The organism is Caballeronia sp. A2-2, from assembly GCF_057612605.2.
In genome coordinates, this window is sequence record NZ_CM172588.1 from 361,897 (window position 1) to 384,147 (window position 22,251).

Sequence of the window (22,251 nt, forward strand, 5' to 3'; positions counted from 1 at the left end):
ATAGTTGCGTTGAAACGTGAATCAGGCGCGCTTGGCGAGCGACGTGAACTTCAAATTTTCCGGGCCTGTGTAATTCGCGCTCGGCCGGATGATCTTGTTGTCGATTCGCTGCTCGATGATGTGCGCGCTCCAGCCCGCCGTGCGCGAGATCACGAACAGCGGCGTGAACATGGCGGTGGGCACGCCCATCATGTGATATGAGACGGCGCTGAACCAGTCGAGATTGGGGAACATTTTCTTCGCATTCCACATGACTGTTTCGAGTCGTTCGGCGATATCGAAAAGTTTCGTATCGCCTGCTTCTTTCGACAGCTTTTTCGCGACGTCCTTGATGACTTTGTTGCGCGGATCGGAAATGGTATAGACCGGATGACCGAAGCCGATTACCACTTCCTTGTTCTCGACGCGGCGTTTGATATCCGTTTCCGCTTCGTCGGCGTTCAAATAGCGCGACTGGATTTCGAACGCGACTTCGTTTGCGCCGCCATGCTTCGGACCGCGCAATGCGCCGATGCCACCCGTCAGCGCGGAATACATATCGGAGCCGGTCCCTGCAATCACGCGCGTCGTGAACGTCGATGCGTTGAACTCGTGTTCTGCGTAGAGGTTGAGCGAAACGTGCATCGCATCGACCCATGACTTCGACGGTTCCACGCCATGCAGCAGATGCAGGAAGTGGCCGCCGATGGAATCGTCATCGGTTTCGACTTCGATGCGCTTGCCATTGTGCGAATAGTGATACCAGTAGAGCAGCATCGAGCCGAGCGAAGCCATCAACTTATCGGCGATGTCTTTCGCGCCCGGAATGTTGTGATCGTCCTTCTCGGGCAGCAAGGTGCCGAGCACGGAAACGCCGGTACGCATCACGTCCATGGGATGCGCGGACGCCGGAATCCATTCGAGCGCGGCTTTCAGATTCGCAGGCAAACCGCGCAACGCCTTGAGCTTCGCTTTGTACGCCTTGAGTTCGGCGACATTCGGCAACTTGCCATGCACCAGCAAATACGCAATCTCCTCGAACTCGCTCGTCGTCGCGATATCGAGAATGTCATATCCGCGGTAGTGCAGATCGTTGCCCGTTCGCCCCACGGTGCACAGCGCGGTATTGCCCGCCGTCACGCCTGACAGCGCGACGGATTTCTTCGGCTTGAATGCACCGCTCGTCGCGGTGCTGTTGTCGGCTTCGCTCATTGTTTTCGTCTCCTTCACACGGTTATTTTTGCGCGGCGAAAAGCTGATCCAGCTTGTCTTCGTACGCGTGATAGCCCAGATACTTGTACAGGTCCGCGCGCGTCTGCATGGTTTCGACGGCGGCTTTTTGCGTGCCGTCGCGCTTCACAGTCTCGTAGAAATTCAGCGCGGCGGCGTTCATCGCGCGATACGCGCCGCAGCAGTACAGCGCGATATCGACGTTCGCGCTTTTGAGTTCTTCGACGGTGAAGAAAGGCGTCGAACCGAACTCGGTCAGGTTGGCGAGAATCGGCACGCGCACGGCAGCCTTGAAACGGCGATAGTCGTCGAGCGTTTTCATGGCTTCGGGGAAGATCATGTCCGCGCCTGCTTCGACGTACGCCATCGCGCGCTCAATGGCGGCATCGATGCCTTCGGCGGCAGCGGCATCCGTGCGCGCCATGATGACGAAGGTGTCGTCGGTGCGCGCATCGACGGCAGCCTTCACGCGATCCGCCATCTCGCCCGTCGAGACCACTTCCTTGCCCGGCCGATGCCCGCAGCGCTTCTGCCCGACCTGATCCTCGATATGCACCGCCGCCACGCCCGCCTTGATGAACGAACGCACCGTGCGCGCGATGTTGAACGCGCCGCCCCAGCCCGTATCGATATCGACGAACAGCGGCAGCGATGAAGCATCGGTGATGCGGCGCGCATCGGTGAGCACATCCTCCATCGTGCTGATGCCTAAGTCCGGCATGCCGAGCGAATTGGCCGCGACGCCGCCGCCCGACAGATAGAGTGCCTTGAAGCCGACGGCTTCGGCCATCTTAGCGGCATAGGCGTTGATCGCGCCGACGACCTGCAACGGCGACTCGGTAGCGACGGCATCGCGGAAGCGCGCGCCGGGGGTTGTCTGGCTCATTGATCGTCTCCGAAAGAACGCTGCTTTCGAGGCAAGTTGCAGGCCATGGTTTGCGTCTGCGCCAAGTGCTTGATTCTTATGTGTTCCAGCCTACGTCCGAACGCGCGATGATTTCAAATTTGAAATAGGCGTTTCAAATTGGAATATCATGAGCCGCATGGATATTCTTCAAACACCGCGCTCGCGCCCGCGCATCTGGGCCATCGGCATCAGCAAGTTGCGCGATCTTTATCGCGATATCGCTTCCGAGTACGACGAACTCGCGGAGTTGCACATCGTCGCGCGCGGTTATGAAGATGCGCTCAACGACATCGAACAAGCGGGCGCGGACCGGCCGGACGTGATCGTCGCGGCGGGATCGAACGGCAGCTTCCTGAAAGCGCGCACCGGCGTGCCGGTCGTGCTCGTCACGCCGACAGGCTTCGACGTCATGCACGCACTCGCCCGCGCCCGCCGCGACGCCGACGCCCACACGGTCGCGCTCGTCACCCACGGCGACACGCCGCCCGAACTCCGGCGCTTTTTCGCTGCTTTCGATGTCAACGTGGAAACCGCGTCCTACACCGCCGCCGAGGACGCCGAAACCTGCGTGCTCGATCTGCGCGACCGCGGCGTGCAGGCGATCGTCGGGCCGGGCCTCGTCACGGAATTGGCGGAGAAAGCGGGGCTGAAATCGGTGTTCCTATACTCGCGCGCTTCCGTGCAAGCCGCGTTCGATACGGCGCTGGAAGTCGCGCACGCCACGCTCGCCGCCACGTTCCGCCGACGTCGGCTGGATCAAGTACTGCAAAGCCTGCGCGATGGCGTGATCGCGCTGGACGCGCAAGGGCGCATCGAGGCGCTGTCGGGGAAGATGGCCGCGCTCTTGCGGCGCAGTCCGTCGCAGGCGGTCGGGCGCAGGCTCGCCGAGATCGCGCCGGATGTGGCGGCGGCAGTGCCATCGCTGCCGGGCGAATCGCTGGAAACGGTGCGGGGCGCGAGTTATGTCGTGCATCGGAACGCGTGGGGCGAGGCATCGAGCGAAGGGGCCATCGTCACGTTTCAGGAGTCGGTCGCGTTGCAGCGCATGGACCGCTCGGTGCGCACGCGTCAACGCGCGTCGCAGACGGCGCGCTATGTGATCGAAGACTTGCTGGGCGAAAGCCCCGCCATCGATGCCGCGCGCGCCCGCATGCGCCGCTATGCGCGCTCGGACGCGACCGTGCTGATTCGCGGCGAAAGCGGCACCGGCAAGGAACTGGCGGCGCAGGGCATCCACAACGCGAGCGCGCGGCGGGAGTTTGCCTTCGTCGCGCTCAATTGCGGCGCGTTTCCGGAAACGCTTCTGGAGAGCGAACTGTTCGGCTATGAGGAAGGCGCGTTCACGGGCGCGCGGCGTGGCGGCAAGGCGGGGCTGATCGAAACGGCGCATCGTGGCACGCTCTTTCTCGATGAAATCGGCGAGATGCCGTTGCCATTGCAAAGCCGTTTGCTGCGCGTGTTGCAGGAGCGCGAAGTGGTGCGGCTCGGTTCGACGGAACCGCTTCAGGTCGATGTGCGCATCGTCGCGGCGACGCATCGGGCGTTGATCGAAAGCGTCGAGGCGGGGGCGTTTCGCGCTGATCTTTACTATCGGCTGAACATTTTGAATCTGACGCTGCCTTCATTGCGCGAACGGGAGGCCGATATCGCGCTGCTCGCGCGGCATTTCATCGCGCCGACGAACGCATCAATCGACAAAGATGCGCTCGCGCTTCTGAGCGCCCACGCATGGCCCGGCAACGTGCGCGAGCTTCAGAACGTGATCGAACGAATAAGCGTGGAACTGGCGGATGCGCCGTCAAAACGCGTCACGCGTGATTTGATAAACGAAGTCGCGCCGGAAGTGAAAGCGGAAGGACCGGCGGAGAACTTGAAAGCCCGCGTACGCCGCACTCAGGCCGATGAAATCCGCGCGATGCTCGACCGTTTCGACGGCGACCGCGACAAGACCTGCGCCGCGCTCGGCATCAGCAAGACCACGCTCTGGCGCAAGCTGAACGGCGCGCGTTGATCAACGCTCCTGCACGCACACCCAGGGCGAGGTCACGACAGCCCACAGTTCAGGATTGCGCGCGGCGAGATCGGCGGCGGTTTCCGCCTGCATGCGCTCGATCAGCCCGGAGGAAAGCCATTGCGCGACCTGCTTGGTATCGTCGTTGGCGACGGCTTCGGCCACGCTCACGAGGTCGAGATCGCGCCGGACCCAGATCAGCACGCCCTTGGCGAAGAAGCGCTCCAGTTCCGGCCAGCCTATCTGCGCGGTTTCGCCGATGAGCTTGGCGTAAAGAGGGCTGGGGCTGGATGCGTCGGTCATGGCGGCAAGATAAAAAACGAAAGGCGTCCGACACTATAACGCAGCGTCGGACGCCCTTCGAGACAGCGCAAACCGTTACAGATCGAAAAAGACGGTCTCGTTCGGCCCGCGCAGATGAATGTCGAAGCGGTACGTCGTGCCCGCGACGCCCGGCTTGGCCGTCGTGCCCGGTTCGCGCTTCGCAATCAGCGTGGCGCGGCGCTCGGCCGGCACGCTTTGCAAAACGGCATCGCGCGCGTTGGCGTCGGCTTCGTCATCGAAATAAATGCGCGTGTAGCTGTGCAGCAGCATGCCGCGCATCAGCACGATCACGTCGAGATGCGGCGCTTCGTCGTCGGCGGTCTTGCCGGGCTTCACCGTATCGACGATAAAGCGCAGCTTCGGGTCCGTGCCCGTGCCGACCCGCGCGAAACCGCGAAAGCCCGTCTCGCGCGCTTCCTGTGCGCTCTGCACGTAACGGCCTTGCGAGTCCGCCTGCGCGACTTCGATCAGCGCATCGCCGATGGGCTTGCCTTCCGCGTCGAACACGTTGCCGACCACGGCGATATGCTCGCCCGGCACTTCACGGTCGGCCGCGGACGCGGTGAACAGGCTCTTGAGGTCGAAGTTGTACTGCTCCGGCACGAGACCGTAGGCGAAGTACGGTCCGACGGTCTGCGAAGGGGTTTGCTTGTACGTGGTCATGTGTCTTACTCCGTCGGCGTTTGATCCGGGCCGCGCAGCACGATATTGAATTCGTAGCCGAGCGCGTAGTTTTCCTGCGTCGTGTCGATCGAGAACTTCGAGATCAGGAGATGCCGCGCATGCTCCGGAATGCCCTGGAAGATCGGATCGAAATCGAGCAGCGGATCGCCGGGGAAGTACATCTGCGTGACAAGACGCGAGCCGAAGTAATCGCCGAACAGCGAAAAGTGGATGTGATTCGGCCGCCACGCGTTCGGGTGATTCCCCCACGGATACGCGCCCGGCTTGATGGTCATGAAGCGATAACGGCCTTCGTCGTCGGTCATGCAGCGGCCCGCGCCGAGAAAATTCGGGTCGAGCGGGGCATCGTGCTGATCGGCTTTATGCACGTAACGGCCCGCCGCGTTCGCCTGCCACACTTCCACCAGCGTGTTGCGCACCGGGCGGCCGCCTTCGTCCAACACGCGTCCCGTCACGATGATGCGCTCGCCCAGCGGCTCGCCATTGCGCGCGGCATTGCGCGTGAGGTCGTTGTCGAGCACGCCCAAATCTTCCGCGCCGTACACCGGCACGCGCCGGTTCTTCAAGTTCTCTTTCAGCGGGATGAGCGGCAGACCCGGACTGCGCAACAGGGACGAGCGATAACCCGGCGACAGATACGGCGGATGGGAATTCCAGTCACGCGGCGTAAGGATGGGGGAAGTCATGGCGACTGTCTCCTGTTTTTGTGTGGGTTGAATAGGATGTTTCTGACGACTACTTTAATCAAGACGCCAAGTTATGGAAAATGATGTTTCGTGCGCTCTTGCATAACGGATGGTCATGGATACCGACTTCACCAACACCCGCGTCAAGTTTCGCCATCTTCAATGTTTTTTGGCCGTCACGCAGCTAGGCAGCGTGCAGCGTGCGGCGGACAGTCTTTCGATCACGCAGCCGGCGGTGTCGAAGACCATCGGCGAACTGGAATCGATTCTGGGCGTGCGTCTGTTCGAGCGCGGACGGCGCGGCGCGGTGCCGACGCGCGAAGGGCGGCTGTTCGCGCCGCATGCAAGCGCCTGCGTGGCGTCGTTGCGTGAGGGTGTGGATGTGCTGTTGCGCGAGCGGGGCGAGGTGCCGGGGACGATCGCCATCGGCGTTTTGCCGACGGTCGCGACGGTGTTGTTGCCGGTGGCGTTGGCATCGTTCCGGCAGCAATGGCCGGCGGTGTCGCTGTCGGTCTGGACGGATTCGAACGCGCAATTGCTGGAACGTCTGAAGGGAGGCGAAGTGGATCTCGTCGTAGGTCGCCTGTCCGAACCGGAAAGGATGCACGCGCTGTCCTTCGAGCAGATCTATCGTGAACCGCTGGCGGTCGTGGTGCGGCGCGAGCATCCGCTGACTTTCGAGTCGCCGTTGACGCCTGCCTTGCTCGCGCGCTTCGCGGTGGTCGTGCCGCCGTTCGGCACGTTGATCCGGCAATCCGCCGAGAGCGTGCTGACCGCGTTCGGCGCACATGCGCTCACGGCATTGGTGGAAACCCTGTCGGTGTCGCTCGGGCGCTCGCTGGCGCTCAAGAACGATGCCGTGTGGTTCGTGCCTGCGGGCGCGGTGGAGCATGACATCGAACTCGGCTTGCTGGCCGCGCTTCCCATGCCGTTCGCGGGCACCGATGAACCCATCGGCCTGATGCGCCGCAACGATGCCGCCCGCACGCCGGTCGAAGAATCGCTTGTCGATGCCTTGCGCGAGGCGGGCCGCTCACGCGCCGCGAGCAAATGACCGCCGGTTGGGCGCGGCGCGTGATTTGCTGAGGGAGTATTTACTGCGCAGACTTGGCGCGAAACCAATACTATGAGGAAACTCCGTGTGCCGGCGAGAAGCATGCAACAGACTTGGAAACGATTGCGCATGACACGGGTCTCATTCAACGCGCATTTACACGCTTTTCGCCGCCATGATCTACCCTAGGTCTTTCAAGCATGCATCGCTATTCGAACCCGCCCGCAAGATGAAGACCGTATTGCTCGTCGATGACGACCCCGAGACCATCGAAGCCTGGACCCTCTGCATGCAAGGCGAGGACTGCCAGATCCTGTGCGCCTTCGACGGCAACGGCGCCTTGTCGCTCCTGAGCGCGCACACGGTGGACATCGTCGTATCGGACTGGATGATGCCGGGTTTAGGCGGCGCGCTGCTCTGCCAGACCATGAAGAACGATTCGGCGCTGGCCCACATTCCTTTCCTGATGATTTCAGGCCACCCGAATCCGCCCGCGTTCGTCAGCTACGACGGGTATTTGCGCAAGCCGGTGGAAATGGAAACGCTGCTCTCGGCGATCAACCGCTTGTGTGCGGCAAAGAAGCGGCCGCTTTATTGAGCGGTGGCTTCGTTCAGGAGCCACGTTCTGAACGCGCCGAGCTTCGGCAAGTCCGCCGATTCGGCGCGATACACCACGTAATACGCCAGCGGTGAATCGAATTCGATCTCCGCGAACAACCGCACGAGTCTTCCGGCCGCGACGTCGTCGCGCGCCATGACGCTTCTCGCCAGCGCGATTCCGTTTCCATCGATGGCTGCCTGAAGCACGGCGGCGGAATTGTTGATCTTCAATCCGCGATTCACCGACACGCCTTCGACGCCCGCGCGCTCGAACCACGCTTGCCACGTTGCGAAGCCGGCTTGGGCATCCATGGAAAGATCGTGGATGAGCGTTTCGTTCGTCAGCTCGGCGGGCGTTCGCCATTTGCCATGCTTCAAAAGACGCGGCGCGCATACCGGATAGATTTCCTCGTCCATCAACTTTTCGGCCACGAGTCCTGGCCATGTTCCTGCGCCGTAACGCACGCCGATATCGATGCCACGCGCCACGAAATCGAGCGGCTTGAGGCTCGTATCGAGCCGCACGTCCATCGCGGGGTAAGCATCGTGGAAACGTTCGATGCGCGGCAGCAGCCACTTCGCCGCGAACGCCGGGCTGACGGTCACCGTCAGCACGCCATTCGCGGAACCTTCCCGGAGACGTTCGAGGCCGAGCATCAACCGGTCGAAACCGGCGCGGATTTCCGGTAGCGCGCGCTCGGCGGCATCGGTCGGAACGAGGCGCGCGCGTCCGCCTGGCGCGCGGCGAAACAGCGTCACGCCGAGCCATTGTTCCAGCCCACGCACGAGTTGGCCGACTGCGGCGGGCGTCACGTTCAGCTCGTCGGCGGCGGCGGAGAAGCTTTGATGCCGGGCGCTGGCTTCGAAGGCGCGCAAGGCGTTGAGATAGACGGGTGATTTCATCGCAGGGAAAGTTTTTCTTTCGATGCGCGGAAGAATATCTGATTTGCTCGTCTTCGCGCTGAAGCCGAAAATTCGCCTGTCCCAACTCATTCAGGCAATTCATCATGAACGATAGTTTTTCTTCCAAGGTAGCGATCGTCACCGGCGGCGGTTCAGGCATCGGCAAGGAAGTGGCGATGCGGCTCGTCCGCGCGGGCGCAAGCGTCGTGATCGGCGGGCGCGATGAAGCGAAGCTGCGGCAAGCGGCCAGCGAGATCGACCCGTCGGGTGCGAAGGTGCGGTTTCTCGCGGGCGATATCGCGTTGCCCGCCACGGCATCCGCGCTGACCGAACTCGCGACGCAGGCATTCGGCGGCGTCGATATTCTCGTGAACAACGCGGGCATCTTTCGCCCGAAAGCCTTCCTCGATGTGAACGAAGCCGAATACGACGGCTTTCTCGACACCATCCTCAAGGGCAAGTTCTTCATGGCGCAAGCCGCGGCCCGCGCAATGCGCGAACGCGGTGGCGGCGCGATCGTGCAGACCGGATCGCTGTGGGCGTTGCAGGCGATTGGCGCGACGCCATCCGCCGCGTATTCCGCCGCGAACGCAGGCGTGCATGCGCTCACGCGCAATCTCGCGATCGAGCTTGCATCGGCGAATATCCGCATCAATACGGTGGCGCCTGCCGTGGTGGAAACGCCCGTCTACGGCACGTTCATGTCCGAGGAGCAAGTGAAGGATGTCTTGCCGACCTTCAACGCGTTCCATCCGCTGGGCCGCAACGGTCAGCCCGCCGATATCGCCGAAGCGATTCTGTTCCTCGCGTCGGAGCGTGCTTCATGGATCACCGGCACCGTGCTGCCCGTCGATGGCGGCGTGATGGCGGGCCGCCACGCATAACCACCAGCGCTCAGCGCAGTTCGGCGAGCGCTTCGTCCATCTGCGTCTGAGCGAGCCGGTTCAACTCCTGCGGCACTTCGCATTCGCTCGGCAGACACGGCGTGACGATCACGCGAATATGCCCGCCGCGATCCGGCCATCCCTTGGCCGGCCAGACCTTGCCCGCGTCGTGCACCACGGGCACGACCGGCACCTTCGCCGCGCAGGCGAGCCGCACGCCGCCCGAGGCGAGCTTGAGCGGCGCATCGTGGGCCACGCGGGTGCCTTCGGGGAAGATCACGACGACATCGCCGAGTTTGAGCCGCGCCGTGCATTCGCGCGTCACGGCCTGATGCGCCTGCCGGATCGACCCGCGATCGAGGCTCACCATGTCCAGACCGCGCAACACCCAGCCGAAGAACGGAATGTTCATCAACTCATGCTTGAACACGAAGCTGATGCGGCGCGGAAAGAGCGCCATGAACGACAGTGTCTCCCACGTCGATTCGTGCCGGCTCAGCACCACGCACGGTCCGTCCGGCAGATGTTCAAGACCTTCGACCGAGCACGACACGCCGGTGATGACGCGCATCATCGTGACCATGGCGCGGCACCAGATTTTCGCGAGCGTGTAGCGCCCGTTGCGACCGACGAAAGGGAACAGAGGCAGGATCAGAATCGACCAGACGAGACCGCTGCCGAGCAGATAAGTAGCAAAGAGATATTTGATGAAGGTGCGGCGCATGCGTCTGAAAATTAAGCAATGGCGATGATTGATTGACAACGGGCAGCAACCCGCAAGCTTAACGTATCGCGGGCACGCGTCCTTATTGCGCATCGACTGTAAGCGATTCTGCGCGCGCCTTCGAGCAATGCAACAATGACGCCCATTGCGACTCGACATCACACGCTCGATGGAATCTCAGGCAACGCACACTTTCGATGAAGGCATGCTCGACGTAGGCGACGGGCATTCGATCTACTGGCGCGCGCAAGGTCCGCGCGATGCGCCCGTCATGCTGGTCGTGCACGGCGGCCCCGGCGGCGCGATGAACCTCAAATGGGCCGAGGCGCTCGAACCGGAAAAATGGCGCGTGGTCTTCTTCGATCAGCGCGGCTGCGGCAAGTCCACGCCGTTCGGCAAGCTGGAGCACAACGGCATCGATGCGCTCGTCGGCGACATGGAAAAGTTGCGCGAGGCGTTGAAGATCGAGCGCTGGGCCATTTTCGGCGGTTCGTGGGGCACGACGCTCGGGCTGGCCTACGGCGTCGCGCATCCCGAGCGATGCACGGGCTTCCTGCTGCGCGGCGTGTTTCTGGCGCGCAAGGAAGACATCGACTGGTTCCTGTGGGATGTGCAGCGCGTGTTTCCCGAAGCGCATCGCGCGTTTCTCGATGCGATCGAGACGGCGTGCGGCAAGCGGCCGTCGAACGCGCAAGAAATTCTCACGCTGACCGAAGCGCCGCTCGCGCGCTTCGACGATGCAGGCACCCAACTCGCGCGCGCCTGGACGCATTACGAAACCACGTTGTCCGTCGTGAGGCCGCCCGACAAAGAACCGGCGGAAAGCAAACCGCAGGAAGAAGAAAAAGAGAAACGCCCGAGCGCCGAAGCCAATTCCGCCGCCATTTCCATGGCGCTGCTCGAACGGCACTACATGGCGAACGAATTGCCGCCGGTGCCGCTGCTTCCGCTCGTCGCGCGGATCGCGCATCTGCCTTGCCATATCGTGCACGGACGCTTCGACATGGTGTGTCCGGCGGATCAGGCGGTCGCGCTGGCGGCGCGCTGGCCGGGCGCGACGTTGAGCGTGGTGAATGGCGCGGGGCACTGGACCTTCGAGCCGGGGAACATCGCGGCGTTGCGCGTGGGGGCGCAGGCGTTGGCACGTGCCATCGAAAAGACAGCGTGACGCAGCGTCTTACAGAATCGCGGGCGCGGCCTTGATGAGTTGCCGCCAGTCGAGATCCGCGCCGACCACCACGGCGCGCCCGCCGCGCTGAATGCCGATGGTCAGCGTCACGCACAGCGACGAACCCGTCACCGACAGATACGGCGCGCTCACGACGACTTGCTGCGGGTTGTTATGGGCATCGAAGAAGTAGGGGCGATTGTCCCAGCGTCCGCTCGACGAATCCGCGATGGGCGCGAAACGTCCGCTCGGTGCTTTCGCGGCGGCGCCGGGCAGCGCGGACAGGCACTCGCGGCCGGCGGCATCGAGAAAAAAGCAACTCAGGGTGAAGGGCATCGCGAGCAGCGGACTGCACGCCATGGGCGCGGAGTCGCCCGCCGTGATCCGGCGCGCGGCCTGAATCAGCGCGGAGCGGTAAGGCATCAGCAAAAGGTCGCTGGCGAGACGTTCGGTGCGGCGCATGTGCGCCAGCGTGTCGAAGACGTGCTCGAACAAGGGCGTCGCCACGCCGCGCGGCGCGAGATTTGCCGCCGGTTTGCCGAACAGATAGCCCTGCACGAAGTCCACGTTGGCGCGCGCGGCGAGCATCAGATCGTCTGTCGTCTCGATGCCTTCCGCGACCACGAACATGCCCGACTCGTGCAGCAGATCGACGAGCTTGGGCATCAGCGAATCGCGCAAGTGCGTGTGCGACTGCGCCTGCTGAGCGCGCACGAGACTGCGGTCGAGCTTGACGATATCGGGCTTCAACGTCAGCAACCGGTCGATGTTCGAATGCCCCGCGCCGAAATCGTCCACCGCGACGAGAAAGCCCTGCGCGCGAAACGAGCGTGTGGCGCGGGCAATGTCGGCGACATCCGTGCCGCCCGACTCCAGCACTTCGATCACGATCTGCTCCGGCGCGAGTCCCACCTCACGCGCGAGCGCGGCCAGACGCGCGGCGTAACCCGCATCGGTAAACGTGCCCGGATTGATGTTGACGAACAGCCATTGCGCGGGCGGCAGGCACGCCGAGGCATTGCGCAGATGCGTGAGATGGCTCAGGCGGTCGAGTTCCGTGAGCCGTCCGGATACAATCGCGCGGCCGAACAGATCGAACGGCGGCACGAGCGCGCCGTCGGGCGCATGGCCGCGCAGCAGCGCTTCGTAGCCGACTTCGCGCTGATGCGGCAGGCTGAAGATCGGCTGGAGATGCGTCGACAGCGCGATGCCGTCGACCATCTCCGCCGGTGGCGCGGCGGCGGTCAGCACGCGGGCACCATCGTCGGCGGGCGATCGGACGGCAAGAGAAGCACTCGATTCGATGAACGGCACGGCAGTGGGAGCACGAGTCGGATTGCAATGACGAAATTATCGGCCGGTCGTGCGCAAACTTGAGCGGGCGGTTTGGCATTGCCTGGCCGTGCCGCGCGAACTATCTTGAAAGCACGACGCGGCGCGCTTTTCATTGCGGCTGCAACTTAACGCACGCGCATCACGTCGAACACGGCAAGGACAACCCAGAGAGAGGCCAATGGCGCAACAGAAAACGAATCCCAAACTCGAGCAGGCGCTGACACGCGGCGACCTCGCCATCCGCCAGGCCAATTCGGCGCGCGCCACGGCGGTATTGCGCGCGCTCGGCAAGATGATCGTCGAGGCATCGGCGACCATCGGCGTGGAGGCGCATGTCGTCATTCACGACGGCGACAAGATTTACGATCCCGCGGACGGCGTCTGGCCGCAGCAATTGCTGATTTCGCTCGATGGTCCCGTCGAGGAAAACGATCCCGACGAAATCCGCACGGTTTTATTGCTCGCCGATACCCCGGCGACGATTTTCCGCTGCGAATGGCAACGCGCCGATGGGAATATCGGCCGGCAGGAAGGTCGTCCGCTGGCCATGGTCGCCTTCATTTCCGATGTCGACATTCCGTGGCTGGACGAGGAAGACTGATTTAAAGCAGCGAATATCGCCGAGTTTCACATATTGGTCTTTTTAACTCGATGAACGGACGCCTCCTCGAAAAAGGCGTCCGTTTTTTGTTTATCGACCGCTTTTGAAGATCGCTTTCGGTGCATGGATTAGTTGATTTGTTGTGCGAACCGCAAACGTTGCCGTGTCCCTATTTATTTAATGAATTCCAGCATTTAAGGCATATTCCGCCAGACCAATCCGCCAGCTATTCTCCTGAAAGCCTCTCGCGCGGGTGGCTGCTGGCCCTCGTTTCTTTCCGCTTTTGTCTTGCCTGGCTAATTCCTGTAGGTCCGATGCATTTTCAGTTTTGTAACGGCTACGCGGCGATTGGCGCTTTGATTAGAGGCTTCCTTCCATACGTTTAGCCCGGAAGTTGCTGAGAAACAGTGGCAAGCGCGCACCCCGTCGTTTGACTTCGTGAGAGGCTCGTTTCGCCGTGTGAGGGCATAACCTGACTCGCCCCTATCACGCGGCAACTTTCCAATCGCCAAGAAAAATGGGGTTTTACAAATGGATCGTCCTAACTTTGCCACGCTTGCAGCCGCCGCCCAACTCGCAGATGTCGCGGCTCCTCGTCCCACGCTGACCGTCGTACCCGCGCTTCAGAAAAGCGAGCGGATGCCGTTTACTATCCGTATCGTCCGCGATGAAGCGGGCTTCGATAAAGCAGTCAGTATCCGGCGTTCCGCATACGGACGTCATTTGCCTGAATTCGCCGAGAAAATGGGCGTTGAGCCTGCCGATCTCGACCGCGGCACGGTCGTGTTGCTGGCGGAATCGAAACTCGACGGCGCGCCGCTTGGGACCATGCGTATTCAGACCAATGCGTTCGGCGAGTCGCTCGCCGTGGAGCGTTCGGTGAATCTGCCGTCGAATCTGGCGGGCAAGCGTCTGGCCGAGGCCACGCGGCTCGGCGTTGCGGGCGGCATGGTGGGTCGCGTGGTGAAGGTTGCGCTGTGCAAGGCCTTGTGGATGTTCTGCGAGCAGCACGGGATCGATTACATGGTCATCACGGCGCGCGCGCCGCTCGACCGGGAGTACGAAGCAATGCTGTTCAAGGACGTGTTCGGGCCGGGCGAATTCCTGCCGATGTCGCACGTGGGCGGCTTGCCGCATCGCGTGCTGGCCAAGGAAGTGGCCGTGGCGCGGCAGCGTTGGGAAGAGGCGCATCATCCATTGTTCAATTACATGGTGAACACGCATCATCCGGACATCGATTTGAAATCTGTAGATTTATCTTTTCACTGGGAACCGGTACGATGCCTTGAGGCTCCGTTGATGGCTTACGGCAGGTAACACCCAGTTTGGTTGCTGCAAACTTATGAAGAAAAAAGCCGGACCCGTAAGCGGTCCGGTTGGCCAAAAGCGGTGAGGGCGGGGTTTCTCGCGGCTCCGCCGTCGCCGGCGCCGGCACTGGTTGGCGTCGACGGCGCAAACGGGGGTTTTTCCAGGTATGGCGTCGGTTATTCCAGCTTCCTTATCGAGATTCAGACGCTCGGGCTCGTGGATCGACGACGCGCTGTACGCGGTCGCGGTCTACGCCGTGCCCTTTCTGATCGCGCTCGGCACGTTGGCGACGCTGTGGTTCCTGCCGCGTCAGTACGAATCGCGCGGCGCGCTCACGCTGCCCATGCAGGTGGTCGTCGATCAGAACGATTCCTTCCGTCCTGCCGACGCCCTCGCCGCGCTTCATAACGGTAAATCCGTGACTACTTACGGTACGCATCTCTCGGAACGCCCGGTGTGGTTCCGCTTCTCCGCGCCCGCCATGAGCACGACTTCGCAGACGGTGGTCGAACTGCCGTCGCGGCATGCGCAAACGCTTGCATGCTGGAACGCGGACACGTTGCAGCCGTTCGGACAGGCCGACCGCGATTCCGTCAGCGGCGATCTGCGGCCCGTGAAGGCGGGCTTCTTCATTTTGGTCGGGCTGCTGCAGAAGCCCGTCGATATCCTTTGCCGTGGCACGTATTCCGGACCCGCGCAGGTGAACGCCTTCGCGTGGGACTGGCAAGGGCTGCGTAATTCGTCGCTGGACTTTCAGGAAAGCTCAGGACTGATCGCGGGCGGTTTGCTCACGCTCGCGGTGTTCGTGTTCGTGACCGCGCTTATCAATCACGAATGGACGTACGTTATTTTCGCGGTGTGGCTGGTCGGCAATCTGCGCCTGTGCGCCAACGCGATGGGCTGGGACATGCAGTGGCTCGGCCGCATGCTGCCGTCCGAATTTCTCATGCCGCTGCGGCAATTTACCTTCGCGGCCTATTACTTACTGACCGCCGCGCTGTTCACGCAACTGTTCAGACGCGAGTTGCGCGTGGTCGGTTACCGATGGCTTTTGCGCACGATTCAATACATCGGCATCGTGCTGCTGATTGCGGCCTTCGCGCTGCCGTATTCGCTGTTCATCCCGACGCTGTGGGTGATTGCGGGCATCGGCATCTTCGTGCTGCTGTTCTTCCTCACGCGGCTCGTGTGGATGGCGCGCTCGCGCACGGTGATGTGGTACGTGGCGTCGCTCGCGGTGGTGCTGTTCGCCACGTTCTCCGAAGTGCTCGGCGCGGCGTTCGGGCTGAAGGTGCTGGTGGGCGGCGTCAACACGGTCATGGCCGCGCTGTCGTCGAGCATGATGGCGGCCTTCGCGATTGCCGAGCAAATGCGCGCCGAACGCGACTTCCGCCGACAAGCGCAAATGGAACTTCGCAATACCTACGAAGTGACACCCATCGGCCTCTTCACGCTCGATGCCGATGGTCATTTTGTGCGCGCCAATCCCGCCTTGCGCGCCATGCTCGATCTGCAGAAGGCCGAGTACAAGGTTCGCCACTGGAACGATTATTTCGAAGCGGGCGCGTGGGGCGCGTTGCAGGCGCTGGCGTCCAAAGGCAGCGACGGCGAACTGGAAATGGGCGGCTCGGTCGAGCGCGGCACCGGCGAGCGCCGTTACATGCTCAAGGCCATTCGCTCGAACGGCTGGATCGAAGGTTCGTTGCAGGACACGACCGAGCGCTCGAAAGCGGTCGAACGGCTGCGCTTTCTGTCCGAGCACGATCCGCTGACCGGCTCGCTGAACCGGCGCGGCATCGAAAAAGCCATTGCCGGACAGAGCGACGAAACCTTGCCGTGGGCGCTCGCCTATATCGACCTCGACCGCTTCAAGCTGGTGAACGATCTGTTCGGTCACCGAAGCGGCGACGAAGTGCTGCGTCAGGTCGCGGCGCGCACGCGGGCGCACTTCGCGCGCAATTACGCGGTCGGGCGCATCGGTGGCGATGAATTCGTCTGCGTCATGCACGACACGTCGATCGAAGACGCCATCACGCAATGCCGCGAACTGATCTCGATCCTTTCGGATGCGCCGTATCAGGTCGGCAACCGCGCGTTCCAGGTGAAGGCATCGATCGGATTGGTGGAATGCACGCGCGGCGTGCGCGTGCAGGACGCGCTTTCACACGCGGACCGCGCGTGCCGTGAAGCGAAGAAAGTCGCGCATACGCATCTGGTCACGTATCGCAAGGGCGCGGCGGCGTTCGAGGAACGCGCGGAAGAGCTGAAGCTGGTCGAGACGCTCGGGCGCAATCGCCTGCCGCCCGGCCTGTTCCTCGTGATGCAGCCGATCATGTCGCTCGCCGCGCCGACTGAATCGCTCAACTTCGAAGTGCTGTTGCGCATGCGCGCGCCGGACGGCTCCACGCTGCCCGCGGGCAAGGTGATCGTCGCGGCGGAGGAATCGGGCAATATCGCGGCGATCGATCGCTGGGTGATCTCGACGCTGCTCGAATGGATCGAGACGCATCGTCAGCAGTTGGGCAATACGCAGTTCATCTGCGTGAACCTTTCGGGCGGCTCGCTCAACGACGAGCAGTTCATGGAAGACATCTTCGCGTTGTTCGCGCGGCATCAGTCGGTGGTGCATTACCTCTGCCTCGAAATCACCGAGAGCGTCGCGCTGCACGATCTGGAAAACACGCAGCGCTTCATCGCCCGCGTGCACGATATGGGCGGCAAGATCGCGCTGGACGACTTCGGCGCAGGTTACTCGTCGTTCAAGTACCTGAAGGCGTTGTCGGCGGATGCGCTCAAGATCGACGGCGAGTTCGTCCGGTCGATGTGCGCGCATCCGGCGGATATCGCCATTGTCGAGGCCATCGTCGCGCTGGCGCGCAATCTGGGCATGCGCAGCGTCGCGGAATGGGTCGAGGATGTGGACACGCTGCGCGCGTTGCAGGAAATCGGCGTGGACTACGTGCAGGGTTATCTCGTCGCGCGGCCGCAGGATTCGACCGCCATTCTCACCGCGCGTTCGGCGGCGAGTTTCGTGAGCGATCCTGAAGTGGTGAGCTTCGTGGAAGCGCTCTCCGAGCCGCAACAGGCCACCGTGTTCGACTACGAATGGCACGCCCGCGCGGCGGGCACGCATTGACTGTTTGCCGGACTTAAACCGGCGTCGTGTTGATGTCCTTCAGAATCTTGCCCGCCGCAATCGGGATGCGCGAGTCGTCCCACTTCGCCAGCCACTCGATCTCCTTGCGCGTGAAATAGCCGGGATGATTGCGCAGCGCAAACTGCAGCGAATCGACGATGTGATCGCGGATGATCTGCGGCGCTCGTTCGTCGGCGACGATGGCGTGAAGGGCTTCGAGTGTGCTCATGATGCGGATGGGCGTGGAGTGAAGCCGCAAACTTACGCCGCCAAAAATCCGGAAAAATATTGCACTGCGTGAGTCGCGCATCTTTTCTTCGTGATCAACTGCCGAAAGGCGGGCGAAAGCAGCTTGCTAAAATCGGCGCGGACGTCTTTACTAAATAAAAGCGCCGGATTTAATCGCCTTCCGGTCCGGGCAGACCAATCACGGGGATGAGCAACATGAACGCCGCTTCACGGGCGCGCCGGCATGACTGACAAAGCCGCACGCGCCATTTCTCCGCATTCGCATTCCATCGGTTCCAATCAACTCGGCATGCGGCAATTCAACGAGCGGATCGTGCTTCAGGCCATCCGCTTGCACGGCGCGTTGCCCAAGGCCGATATCGCGCGGCACACGCGGCTGTCCATGCAGACCGTTTCGCTGATCGTCGATCATCTGATCGAGGATGGCCTGCTTGCGCGCGATCCACGCACGCGCGTGCGTGGGCGTATCGGTCAGCCATCGGTGCCGATCTCGCTGCGTGCGGATGGCGCGTTTTCCATCGGCGTGAAGGTCGGACGACGCAGCCTCGATGTGCTCGCGATGGACTTCGCCGGCAGCGTGCGCACGCGCGAAACGCTCGACTATGCATACCCCGATCCGGCCACGCTGTTTCCCGCGCTCGAAGAACGGCTGGCGCGCGCGGTTGCCGCGCTCGGCGACGATGCGAGCAGGATCGCGGGCATCGGCGTGGCCGCGCCTTTGTGGCTCGGCGGCTGGCGCGATTTCTTCGATACGCCGCCCGGTGTGTTGGACGCGTGGAACGACATCGATATCCGCGCGCGCATCGAAGCGATGACGGATTTGCCCGTCGAGTTCGCCAAGGACACGACCGCCGCTTGTGCCGCCGAACTCGTGATGGGCGAAGGGCGCGGGCTGCGCAACTTTCTTTATGTGTTCATCGGGACGTTCATCGGCGGTGGATTGGTCGTCGATGGACGGTTGCACGTTGGTCCCGGCGGCAACGCGGGCGCGATTGGATCGCTGCCGCTTTCCGGTCAGCGTGGCCAGCTTTTGAATACCGCATCGGTGTACGTGCTGGAAAAGGCGCTGGCCGCAGCGGGCGCACCCGCCGCCGCCGCACACGATGCGCGCGCGTGCTCGCCGGAATGGCGTCATCTCTCCGAAGCGTGGATGAGCGATGCGTGTCCGGCCATTGCCATGAGCATCGCGTGCGCGGCGGCGTTGCTCGATCTGGAAGCGGTCGTCATCGATGGCGAGATCGATCGCGCGCTGCTGCACGAAGTCATCGGCCGAACGGACGATGCGCTCGGCGGCTACGACTGGCAAGGCATGGCGCGCCCGCGTTTAGCGGAAGGCCGCATCGGCCCCGATGCCCGCGCGATGGGCGGCGCAATTCTCCCACTGTACGCGCATTTCGCGCCGAAACATGAGTTGTTCCTGAAGCCGCCGGAATCTTGATTCGCGCGCTGTTCATACAGGCGCGGAACCAGGAGAGGGCGTGCCGGCCTTCGACTATGGCAACAACATCCGTCAGATGGCGAAGGATGAATGTAGGTTGATAAAAAAAGCCTCGTTCGATGAGAACGAGGCTTTTCGATGTTCCGTCGGATGACGCAACCGTTACACGCTCCGCTTGCGAATCATCCCCACGATGACCAGCAGCACGATCGCTCCAACGACCGACGCAATCCATCCTGCGGGCTGCCCCGGCTGATACCAACCGAGCGCGCGCCCGACATACCCCGCGATCAGCGAACCCGCGATGCCCAGCACGATCGTCATGATCCAGCCCATGCTGTCGTCGCCCGGCTTGATGGCGCGCGCGATCAGCCCGACGACGAGGCCGACGATCAAAGTACCGATGAATGAAAACATGGGATCACTCCTTCTCGTTATTCCGTAGGCGCAAAGTAGCACGCCGCGATGCGTTTGGGTGTGACACGGCGAACGCGCGGACGCGCAAGGTAGAATCGACGAGTCCTTCACCCCCGCATTCCTGCTACAGATGACCGAACCCGATCTCGCGTCGCCCGACGACGCCATTCACGAAGACCGCCTCTGGCGCGACGACGGCTGGACCGCGCGCGTCATCAAGAACGAGGACGACGACGGCTGGGCCGTCGAGATGATTCAGGCGGGCGAAGCGGAACCCGCGCTGGTCGGCCCGTGGACGATGGGCCGCGACAAGAAGAACCCCAAGCCGCTCGATGCCAACGCGTTTCGCACGCTGGTCAAGACCGCGTCCGAAGTATTGCGCCGTCATGAACAGCAGCGTCATGCGTTGCTGCACAAGAATCTCGTCATCGAAACGAATGGCGACGATGTAACGGTCACGCTCGATATCGTTCCCGATGACGACGATCCCTACGCCGACCTGAAGGCCTTCGATGCCTACGGCACGCAACTCGCGCACGTGCGGGTGTCGCCTGCATTCAAGCTCAGCAAGGCCAGCGCCGAACGATGGGCCGAGAACGGTTTCGCCAAGCCGAATTGATCCGGGCGTGGAAATAAAAAATGCCGCCGTGCTCTCACACGGCGGCATTTTTTTCGCGACGATGAAGCGCGCTTACCTGACCACGAACGCGATCCGGCGATTGGTGAAGCGGCCGCTTTCCGTCGCGTTGTCGGCGATCGGGTTGGCGTCGCCGAAGCCCGTGGCCGTCAGCGATTGCGGCGGCACGCCTTCGCGAACCAGGAAGCCGCGCACGGCCTGAGCACGCTCCTTCGACATTTCAAGTTTCGCGGGCGCCTGACCCGTCGAATCCGAATAGCCAGCGACTTCGAGCTTGACCATCGAACCCTTGGCCGCGCAGCTCTTCAGCAGTTCAGCCGTCTGGCCGAGCGTGGAGTAGGCCGTTTCGGGAACCGTCGCACTCGAACGCGCGAAATTGACGACCTGCATGTCCAGCACCTTGGTGAGCTTGTCGCCCGAGCAGGCATCGTCGGCGGCAAGCAGCGTCTTCATGCTGGCGCGGAACGATTGCGCGGCGCTGGCGACGGCGCCATCGACATCGAACGAACCGACCTGGAACGCACCGCCGAACGCCGTCTTCAGGCGATCCACCCAGCCGAGCTTGCCATCGGCCGCCGCGCCGCTCAGTTCGACCTTCGAACCATTCAATTTGACTTCCGCGCCGGGCACGGACATCAGCGGCATGAGGTCCTTGAGACGCGAAAGCCACGTGGCCGGACGCGTTTCACGCACCACGGAAATGTCCGCGCTGTAGCCCTTGCCGAAACGATGTTCCAGCGCCTGGATGATGCTTTGCTTTTCCGCTTCCGTGCCGACGGTCGCCTGAACGGACGGCACGCCCGCCGCGCTCACGTTGAACAGCAGTTGCGCGTCTTTCCAGTCGGCCGTTGACGCGACCGGTGCCGAAGCAACCGGTGCCGAAGCCGCCGACGATGCATCCGCCGAACTCGCCGAAGCAGTCAGCGGCAAGGCGGCATCGGATGCCATTACCGGCTCCGCTGCCGCCGACGATGCAGGCTCGACCGGCGCGGTCGCCGGCGAAGTAGCAGCCGACGGATTCAGATCGATATTGTTTTGTTGCGTGAACCCACGGTAGTAGACCGCTGCGAGAATGGCGGCGAGCACCGCGAACAGCAGCCAGATCCACTTGTTCGATTTCTTCTTCACCGGCTTGCGTGCAGGCGGACGCGGCGGCATGGGCGGCGACACTTTCCGGGGCGCGTTGGCCGGCGCAGGTGCTGCGGGCGCGGGCGCTGGTTCCGGCGCGGGACGTGCACCGATAGCGGGGACGCTTGCGGCGGCGGCGCTCAGCACCGTGGTTTCATCGCGCTCTTCCAACGTGGCCGTGACGGCGTCCAGACGCGCGGCGACGGTGTTGACGAAACCTTCCGTGCTGCCGACGCCGATCGCCGCCGCCACGCCGTTCGTCAGCGATGTCTTCATCTCGCCGATCTGATCGCGCAGCAGCGCAGGCAATTGCGGCGTGGTCCACTGCGCCAGCAGGAAGTGACGCTTGACGATACCAAACAGCACGCCCGCGACAATGCCCGCAAGCGCGGAAGTGGCCTGCGTCGGCACGCCGGTTTCGGCAGAGACGGCATCGGTCAGCATGTCCATGCGCTGGCCGGTGGCATGCGCGAACAGCGCGTGACCGTTCGATTCAAGATGCTTGAGGCCGCCCGTGGTCGAGATCAGCTTATCGAACTGATCCACGATATAGGCATTGGTTTCGGGCAGCATCACCATCGAGTACAGCGCACGCGCACCCGAGGAGAGCGACGCCCGTTCCATCAACGCGGCAACCAGGCCCGGCGCGCTACGTGAAGCAAGTTGCCGGACGATATGAGCCGGAATGCCGAATTGCTGCGCGAGATGTTCCGCGGATTTGTCCGACATGGCGGCTTCGATCGCCTGGACCAGATTGATACTCATCGCTATTGATCCTTTATTACAGATGCGCCGAACGCGGGCGCAAGTTTGCCGCGCATTCTATATGCACAGTTATCCTAAAAAGG

The 22,251-nt window shown here is 62.6% G+C and carries 21 protein-coding genes; 10 read left to right on the forward strand and 11 right to left on the reverse strand.

Annotated elements, in window-relative coordinates:
- Window positions 1-21: 21 nt before the first annotated feature.
- A complete protein-coding gene (prpC, locus tag ACZCWR_RS17870) occupies window positions 22-1,191 on the reverse strand; it encodes a bifunctional 2-methylcitrate synthase/citrate synthase (RefSeq protein WP_487304316.1) in 1,170 nt (389 codons plus the stop codon).
- 22 nt (window positions 1,192-1,213) lie between these two features.
- Window positions 1,214-2,095, reverse strand: coding sequence for a methylisocitrate lyase (gene prpB, locus ACZCWR_RS17875; RefSeq protein WP_487304317.1), 882 nt, complete (start codon window positions 2,093-2,095; stop codon window positions 1,214-1,216).
- 148 nt (window positions 2,096-2,243) lie between these two features.
- On the opposite strand from prpB, the gene prpR reads away from it, so the two are divergent.
- Entirely contained in the window at window positions 2,244-4,127 is a 1,884-nt protein-coding gene (gene prpR, locus ACZCWR_RS17880) for a propionate catabolism operon regulatory protein PrpR (RefSeq protein WP_487304318.1), read from the forward strand.
- On the opposite strand, the gene ACZCWR_RS17885 is transcribed toward prpR, so the two are convergent.
- The 3 genes from ACZCWR_RS17885 to pcaH form a co-directional block, all read right to left on the reverse strand.
- Window positions 4,128-4,430: a DUF2288 domain-containing protein gene (locus ACZCWR_RS17885; RefSeq protein ID WP_487304319.1), complete on the reverse strand. Its 303-nt coding sequence runs from the start codon at window positions 4,428-4,430 to the stop codon at window positions 4,128-4,130. It abuts the gene before it with no gap.
- A 75-nt stretch (window positions 4,431-4,505) separates the two neighbouring features.
- On the reverse strand, window positions 4,506-5,114 hold the full coding sequence (pcaG, locus tag ACZCWR_RS17890; RefSeq protein WP_487304320.1) for a protocatechuate 3,4-dioxygenase subunit alpha: 609 nt from the start codon (window positions 5,112-5,114) through the stop codon (window positions 4,506-4,508).
- A 5-nt stretch (window positions 5,115-5,119) separates the two neighbouring features.
- Window positions 5,120-5,821 carry a protocatechuate 3,4-dioxygenase subunit beta gene (gene pcaH, locus ACZCWR_RS17895; protein WP_487304321.1) on the reverse strand — a complete coding sequence of 234 codons (702 nt, stop codon included), beginning with the start codon at window positions 5,819-5,821 and terminating at the stop codon, window positions 5,120-5,122.
- 115 nt (window positions 5,822-5,936) lie between these two features.
- Here pcaH and pcaQ point away from each other — a divergent pair, with 115 nt between their 5' ends.
- Together pcaQ and ACZCWR_RS17905 are read left to right on the forward strand one after the other, a co-directional pair.
- Window positions 5,937-6,875, forward strand: a complete 939-nt coding sequence (gene pcaQ, locus ACZCWR_RS17900) for a pca operon transcription factor PcaQ (protein WP_487304322.1) — start codon at window positions 5,937-5,939, stop codon at window positions 6,873-6,875.
- 241 nt (window positions 6,876-7,116) lie between these two features.
- Window positions 7,117-7,473, forward strand: a complete 357-nt coding sequence (locus ACZCWR_RS17905; RefSeq protein WP_487304323.1) for a response regulator — start codon at window positions 7,117-7,119, stop codon at window positions 7,471-7,473.
- On the opposite strand, the gene gcvA is transcribed toward ACZCWR_RS17905, so the two are convergent.
- Window positions 7,467-8,378 carry a transcriptional regulator GcvA gene (gene gcvA / locus ACZCWR_RS17910; RefSeq protein WP_487304324.1) on the reverse strand — a complete coding sequence of 304 codons (912 nt, stop codon included), beginning with the start codon at window positions 8,376-8,378 and terminating at the stop codon, window positions 7,467-7,469. The genes ACZCWR_RS17905 and gcvA overlap by 7 nt on opposite strands.
- Before the next feature lie 104 nt (window positions 8,379-8,482).
- Between gcvA and ACZCWR_RS17915 the strand changes: the two genes are divergently transcribed.
- The gene (locus ACZCWR_RS17915) at window positions 8,483-9,262 is read left to right on the forward strand and encodes an SDR family NAD(P)-dependent oxidoreductase (protein ID WP_487304325.1); all 780 of its coding nucleotides are present in this window, start codon (window positions 8,483-8,485) and stop codon (window positions 9,260-9,262) included.
- Window positions 9,263-9,272: 10 nt separating this feature from the next.
- On the opposite strand, the gene ACZCWR_RS17920 is transcribed toward ACZCWR_RS17915, so the two are convergent.
- Window positions 9,273-9,986, reverse strand: a complete 714-nt coding sequence (locus tag ACZCWR_RS17920) for a lysophospholipid acyltransferase family protein (protein ID WP_487304326.1) — start codon at window positions 9,984-9,986, stop codon at window positions 9,273-9,275.
- A 169-nt stretch (window positions 9,987-10,155) separates the two neighbouring features.
- Here ACZCWR_RS17920 and pip point away from each other — a divergent pair, with 169 nt between their 5' ends.
- Window positions 10,156-11,154, forward strand: coding sequence for a prolyl aminopeptidase (pip, locus tag ACZCWR_RS17925; RefSeq protein WP_487304327.1), 999 nt, complete (start codon window positions 10,156-10,158; stop codon window positions 11,152-11,154).
- Between the two features lie 9 nt (window positions 11,155-11,163).
- On the opposite strand, the gene ACZCWR_RS17930 is transcribed toward pip, so the two are convergent.
- A complete protein-coding gene (locus ACZCWR_RS17930; protein ID WP_487304328.1) occupies window positions 11,164-12,468 on the reverse strand; it encodes an EAL domain-containing protein in 1,305 nt (434 codons plus the stop codon).
- Window positions 12,469-12,667: 199 nt separating this feature from the next.
- Here ACZCWR_RS17930 and ACZCWR_RS17935 point away from each other — a divergent pair, with 199 nt between their 5' ends.
- From ACZCWR_RS17935 to ACZCWR_RS17945, 3 genes are all read left to right on the forward strand, one after another.
- The gene (locus ACZCWR_RS17935; RefSeq protein ID WP_487304329.1) at window positions 12,668-13,090 is read left to right on the forward strand and encodes a hypothetical protein; all 423 of its coding nucleotides are present in this window, start codon (window positions 12,668-12,670) and stop codon (window positions 13,088-13,090) included.
- 531 nt (window positions 13,091-13,621) lie between these two features.
- Complete coding sequence (locus ACZCWR_RS17940; RefSeq protein ID WP_487304330.1) at window positions 13,622-14,407, forward strand: N-acyl amino acid synthase FeeM domain-containing protein; 786 nt, start codon at window positions 13,622-13,624, stop codon at window positions 14,405-14,407.
- A 157-nt stretch (window positions 14,408-14,564) separates the two neighbouring features.
- The gene (locus tag ACZCWR_RS17945; RefSeq protein ID WP_487304331.1) at window positions 14,565-17,534 is read left to right on the forward strand and encodes a putative bifunctional diguanylate cyclase/phosphodiesterase; all 2,970 of its coding nucleotides are present in this window, start codon (window positions 14,565-14,567) and stop codon (window positions 17,532-17,534) included.
- A 13-nt stretch (window positions 17,535-17,547) separates the two neighbouring features.
- Here the strand turns inward: ACZCWR_RS17945 and ACZCWR_RS17950 are convergent, their stop codons facing one another.
- A complete protein-coding gene (locus tag ACZCWR_RS17950) occupies window positions 17,548-17,763 on the reverse strand; it encodes a hypothetical protein (protein ID WP_487304332.1) in 216 nt (71 codons plus the stop codon).
- A 243-nt stretch (window positions 17,764-18,006) separates the two neighbouring features.
- Between ACZCWR_RS17950 and ACZCWR_RS17955 the strand changes: the two genes are divergently transcribed.
- Complete coding sequence (locus tag ACZCWR_RS17955; protein ID WP_487304333.1) at window positions 18,007-19,221, forward strand: ROK family protein; 1,215 nt, start codon at window positions 18,007-18,009, stop codon at window positions 19,219-19,221.
- Window positions 19,222-19,383: 162 nt separating this feature from the next.
- Here ACZCWR_RS17955 and ACZCWR_RS17960 read toward each other — a convergent pair whose 3' ends face one another.
- Window positions 19,384-19,638, reverse strand: a complete 255-nt coding sequence (locus ACZCWR_RS17960) for a GlsB/YeaQ/YmgE family stress response membrane protein (protein ID WP_487304334.1) — start codon at window positions 19,636-19,638, stop codon at window positions 19,384-19,386.
- A gap of 130 nt (window positions 19,639-19,768) precedes the next feature.
- On the opposite strand from ACZCWR_RS17960, the gene ACZCWR_RS17965 reads away from it, so the two are divergent.
- Window positions 19,769-20,257: a hypothetical protein gene (locus ACZCWR_RS17965; RefSeq protein WP_487304335.1), complete on the forward strand. Its 489-nt coding sequence runs from the start codon at window positions 19,769-19,771 to the stop codon at window positions 20,255-20,257.
- 72 nt (window positions 20,258-20,329) lie between these two features.
- Here the strand turns inward: ACZCWR_RS17965 and ACZCWR_RS17970 are convergent, their stop codons facing one another.
- Window positions 20,330-22,168, reverse strand: coding sequence for an OmpA family protein (locus tag ACZCWR_RS17970; protein WP_487304336.1), 1,839 nt, complete (start codon window positions 22,166-22,168; stop codon window positions 20,330-20,332).
- Window positions 22,169-22,251: the final 83 nt, after the last annotated feature.

What these genes read in the sequence shown, in the direction of transcription:
- prpC (WP_487304316.1), bottom strand. Translation starts at nt 1,191, where the DNA reads ATGAGCGAAGCCGACAACAGCACCGCGACGAGCGGTGCATTCAAGCCG.
- prpB (WP_487304317.1), bottom strand. Translation starts at nt 2,095, where the DNA reads ATGAGCCAGACAACCCCCGGCGCGCGCTTCCGCGATGCCGTCGCTACC.
- prpR (WP_487304318.1), top strand. Translation starts at nt 2,244, where the DNA reads ATGAGCCGCATGGATATTCTTCAAACACCGCGCTCGCGCCCGCGCATC.
- ACZCWR_RS17885 (WP_487304319.1), bottom strand. Translation starts at nt 4,430, where the DNA reads ATGACCGACGCATCCAGCCCCAGCCCTCTTTACGCCAAGCTCATCGGC.
- pcaG (WP_487304320.1), bottom strand. Translation starts at nt 5,114, where the DNA reads ATGACCACGTACAAGCAAACCCCTTCGCAGACCGTCGGACCGTACTTC.
- pcaH (WP_487304321.1), bottom strand. Translation starts at nt 5,821, where the DNA reads ATGACTTCCCCCATCCTTACGCCGCGTGACTGGAATTCCCATCCGCCG.
- pcaQ (WP_487304322.1), top strand. Translation starts at nt 5,937, where the DNA reads ATGGATACCGACTTCACCAACACCCGCGTCAAGTTTCGCCATCTTCAA.
- gcvA (WP_487304324.1), bottom strand. Translation starts at nt 8,378, where the DNA reads ATGAAATCACCCGTCTATCTCAACGCCTTGCGCGCCTTCGAAGCCAGC.
- ACZCWR_RS17915 (WP_487304325.1), top strand. Translation starts at nt 8,483, where the DNA reads ATGAACGATAGTTTTTCTTCCAAGGTAGCGATCGTCACCGGCGGCGGT.
- ACZCWR_RS17920 (WP_487304326.1), bottom strand. Translation starts at nt 9,986, where the DNA reads ATGCGCCGCACCTTCATCAAATATCTCTTTGCTACTTATCTGCTCGGC.
- pip (WP_487304327.1), top strand. Translation starts at nt 10,156, where the DNA reads ATGGAATCTCAGGCAACGCACACTTTCGATGAAGGCATGCTCGACGTA.
- ACZCWR_RS17935 (WP_487304329.1), top strand. Translation starts at nt 12,668, where the DNA reads ATGGCGCAACAGAAAACGAATCCCAAACTCGAGCAGGCGCTGACACGC.
- ACZCWR_RS17940 (WP_487304330.1), top strand. Translation starts at nt 13,622, where the DNA reads ATGGATCGTCCTAACTTTGCCACGCTTGCAGCCGCCGCCCAACTCGCA.
- ACZCWR_RS17945 (WP_487304331.1), top strand. Translation starts at nt 14,565, where the DNA reads ATGGCGTCGGTTATTCCAGCTTCCTTATCGAGATTCAGACGCTCGGGC.
- ACZCWR_RS17950 (WP_487304332.1), bottom strand. Translation starts at nt 17,763, where the DNA reads ATGAGCACACTCGAAGCCCTTCACGCCATCGTCGCCGACGAACGAGCG.
- ACZCWR_RS17955 (WP_487304333.1), top strand. Translation starts at nt 18,007, where the DNA reads ATGACTGACAAAGCCGCACGCGCCATTTCTCCGCATTCGCATTCCATC.
- ACZCWR_RS17960 (WP_487304334.1), bottom strand. Translation starts at nt 19,638, where the DNA reads ATGTTTTCATTCATCGGTACTTTGATCGTCGGCCTCGTCGTCGGGCTG.
- ACZCWR_RS17965 (WP_487304335.1), top strand. Translation starts at nt 19,769, where the DNA reads ATGACCGAACCCGATCTCGCGTCGCCCGACGACGCCATTCACGAAGAC.
- ACZCWR_RS17970 (WP_487304336.1), bottom strand. Translation starts at nt 22,168, where the DNA reads ATGAGTATCAATCTGGTCCAGGCGATCGAAGCCGCCATGTCGGACAAA.